The organism is Cyanothece sp. BG0011 (assembly GCF_003013815.1).
Classification (GTDB): Bacteria; Cyanobacteriota; Cyanobacteriia; order Cyanobacteriales; family Microcystaceae; genus Crocosphaera.
The window spans coordinates 1-3,499 of sequence record NZ_PRLH01000039.1 but is presented as its reverse complement, the minus strand read 5'-3'; the positions used below and the strand labels follow the sequence as shown (position 1 = coordinate 3,499).

Here is a 3,499-nt window from a genome sequence, read left to right as displayed (position 1 = left end):
AAAATTTTTGCAGAACTAGCCTTAAACTCAGAAAATTTCGGCAATACCTCCAATATTACTACAATGGAGAGAGACGCAACCACACCGATTTTACAACAGTTAGGAAGCAACGGCATTAGTTACGCCACTTATACACAAGTGGCCGATCAACAAACGGTCAGAACCGTTCCCATTGATGGGTTAACCCCCGAAGCAGCTAATTATCCTTACACAAGAACCTTATATTATGCTTATAAAATCCACCGTCTGAAGCTGTCAAAGCCTTTTTAGGTTATGCAACCTCTCCCATTGGACAACAAATTGTACAAGATACTCAATAGTTTTATGATTAAATAATCTAAAAGTTTTTTTAGTAGCGATCGCTTTTTATTGTCAGGAACAATTTAAGTTAACATTAGTAAAGACTATTAGGTACAAGACAGTATAAAAACCTATAATAATGGTAAAGTTACTTGTGGCAAGAGGGTTATTATTATGACTCGATTACACACAGAAGAAGAACATAGAATTATCGTACCGGCTTATTATCATCATAATGAGGAAAAAAATGATAAGCCTAATTTTAAACAACTACTCAATAGCTGGAAAGGAATATTAGGAATTGCAGCAACTCTTGCAACAATATTGGCTGTTATTTTTCCTGCTTATCAAGCTTGGTCTGAAAGACCTAATTTGAATGTTGCGACACAAGCATTAGAACTCCGACCAGATAAAACTATTATTCAAATTCTAGATGAACTTGAAGAGGGATATACAGAAGTAACAGGTGGTATAATATGGGACTTAAGGAGAAACATTGAAATTTTATTAGAAGAAATATTGAAGATCAAAATACCAGAAATGGGAGAATCTGATTCAAGAATGAATGAAATAAAAATTAATACCAGTTCATTAGAAGAGGAATATATTAATCAAATAAATAAATATATAAAAACAGCAATTGATAATATTCAGAAAGAGAAGGAAATTTATGATTCAGAATCTAGTGAGGAGGTTAAAAAACTTAAAAAAGTAGAAGATAAACTGAGTGACTTGGCAAAACTTGTAGACAAAAAAAGTAATGATATCAATGAAAAAAGGATTGTATTAGACTTATTAATTGAAAATCATAGTAATTTACAAAATGGGATTCGCGAAACTGCAGTGGTTAGATTTTACAAAAACAAAGAAGTCCATTTTCCAATTACATTAAAATTAAAACACAATCACTATGAAGATATAGTAATTGATGGAAATAGCTTTAAACTGTTTAAATTTGAATCTTCCTTAATTGATGCATTTTCTAAAGATGAAAGAGAATTTATTAAGTCTGCTTTTGATAATCAATATTCTTATATATTTGCTTTAGAAGATATTAAAAGTAATATTTGGTCAGAAGAAGGTACAATTTTAAACTTTAATCTTGATTCTCAAAGTGATAAATTAAAGCAGAAAACTGAAGTGCTGCTCAATAAGAAAGATGCGTGGTCGATTCCATGGAGATAAGCTAAAACAAATAGACGAATCAGCCATTTCTAATATTAGTTATCATGATTCCCACTTGCCCTAAACTAAGAATTTAGGAGAGAAGAGAGAACTTAGCTATAATTAAAGAACATTCAAGTTAAATATGTAAAAATCATAACCTTATTGTCTATGGCTAATGAAATAGAAAGAGAAATTCAAGAAGCGGTTCAAAAAAGACGCAACTTTGCTATCATCTCCCACCCCGACGCAGGAAAGACGACCCTCACCGAAAAATTGTTACTCTATGGAGGAGCCATTCATCAAGCCGGCGCTGTTAAAGCCAGACGAGATCAGCGTAAAGCCACCTCTGACTGGATGGAAATGGAAAAACAACGGGGTATCTCTATCACCTCTACGGTACTTCAATTTGAGTATCGTGACTTCCAAATTAACCTCTTAGATACCCCCGGACACCAAGACTTTAGTGAAGATACCTATCGCACCCTGGCAGCAGCAGATAACGCAGTCATGCTCATTGACGCAGCCAAAGGGTTAGAACCCCAAACCCGAAAATTGTTCGAGGTGTGTCGTCTCAGAGGATTGCCTATTTTTACCTTCATCAATAAAATGGATCGTCCCGGACGCGAACCCTTAGAATTATTAGATGAGATCGAACAGGAACTGGGACTGAAAACCTACGCCGTTAACTGGCCCATCGGTATGGGCGATCGCTTTAAAGGGGTTTATAGTCGTCGTCAAAAGGCTATACATCTGTTTGAACGTCGCGCCCACGGCTCCCAACAGGCGCAAGAAGACGTAATTAAGCTCGGCGACCCCAAAATTGAGGAATATCTCGAACAAGAGCTTTATTATCAATTTAAAGAGGACTTAGAAATTCTTGAAGAGATCGGGGACGATCTCGACTTAGAAGCAGTTCACGCAGGGAAAATGACCCCCATCTTTTTTGGTTCGGCCATGACGAACTTCGGGGTGCAACTCTTCCTAGAAGCATTTCTAGAATACGCCTTGAGACCCGAAGGCCGTAACTCATCCGTTGGAGTCGTCGATCCCACTCATCCTGAGTTTAGTGGGTTTGTCTTCAAATTGCAAGCTAATATGGACCCTAAACACCGCGATCGCGTGGCCTTTGTTCGGGTGTGTACCGGCAAGTTTGAGAAGGATATGACCGTAAGTCACGCTAGAACCGGCAAAACCGTCCGTTTATCCCGTCCTCAAAAGCTTTTTGCTCAAGATCGGGCTTCCATTGAAGAAGCCTATGGGGGTGATGTGATTGGGTTAAATAACCCCGGTGTGTTTGCCATCGGAGACACCATTTATAACGGTAAAAAGTTGGAATATGAAGGCATTCCTTGTTTTTCTCCTGAAATGTTTTCCTACATTAAAAACCCAAACCCCTCAAAATTTAAGCAGTTTCAAAAGGGAATAAAAGAGTTAAGAGAAGAAGGGGCAATACAAATTATGTATTCTACCGATGACTTCAAACGAGACCCTATTTTAGCTGCAGTGGGCCAATTACAATTTGAAGTGGTACAGTTTCGGATGTTAAGTGAATATGGGGTAGAAACAACCTTAGAACCCTTACCTTATAGTTTAGCCCGTTGGGTCAAAGGTGGCTGGAGTGCTTTAGAAAAAGCCGGCCGTATTTTTAACACCATCACCGTCAAAGATAACTGGGGTCGTCCCGTTTTACTGTTTAAAAATGAATGGGGTTTACAACAGGTGAAAGTAGATCATCCTGAGTTAAATTTAGATGCGATCGCCCCGGTTGGTGTGGGGATTGAACCCGAATAATAGTAGGGTGGGCAATGCCCACCCTACAAGGTTAGCTGACTAGACGAATACTACTAGATTCTTGTTCAAGCAGTTCTTTAAAATATAGTTGAAGTTCATCAACAGTCATTGATTTCAGGAATGGAGGTTCACTATTTGATATCCCAAGTTCCTGACGTTTCTTAAGGATTGTAGGGAGTAGACTGTTCTTTGTGTTTGTCTCTTCCTCTTGTTGACGCTGTTCGTACTGATTCATGATTTT

3 protein-coding genes and 1 pseudogene are annotated in these 3,499 nt (G+C 38.0%); 3 read left to right on the top strand and 1 reads right to left on the bottom strand.

The features are described 5' to 3' along the window. From C4E06_RS05370 to C4E06_RS05360, 3 genes and pseudogenes are all read left to right on the top strand, one after another. Positions 1 to 320 (top strand): annotated as a pseudogene (locus tag C4E06_RS05370) (phosphate ABC transporter substrate-binding protein); the annotation flags it as partial. A 154-nt stretch (positions 321 to 474) separates the two neighbouring features. After that, positions 475 to 1,485 (top strand): hypothetical protein, encoded by a 1,011-nt coding sequence (locus C4E06_RS05365; RefSeq protein ID WP_107667129.1) that lies wholly within the window; start codon positions 475 to 477, stop codon positions 1,483 to 1,485. A gap of 150 nt (positions 1,486 to 1,635) precedes the next feature. Next, positions 1,636 to 3,258, top strand: coding sequence for a peptide chain release factor 3 (locus tag C4E06_RS05360; RefSeq protein WP_107667128.1), 1,623 nt, complete (start codon positions 1,636 to 1,638; stop codon positions 3,256 to 3,258). 31 nt (positions 3,259 to 3,289) lie between these two features. Here C4E06_RS05360 and C4E06_RS28620 read toward each other — a convergent pair. Further along, positions 3,290 to 3,499: hypothetical protein (locus C4E06_RS28620; protein WP_232826165.1), on the bottom strand; the 210-nt coding region annotated here is incomplete at its 5' end.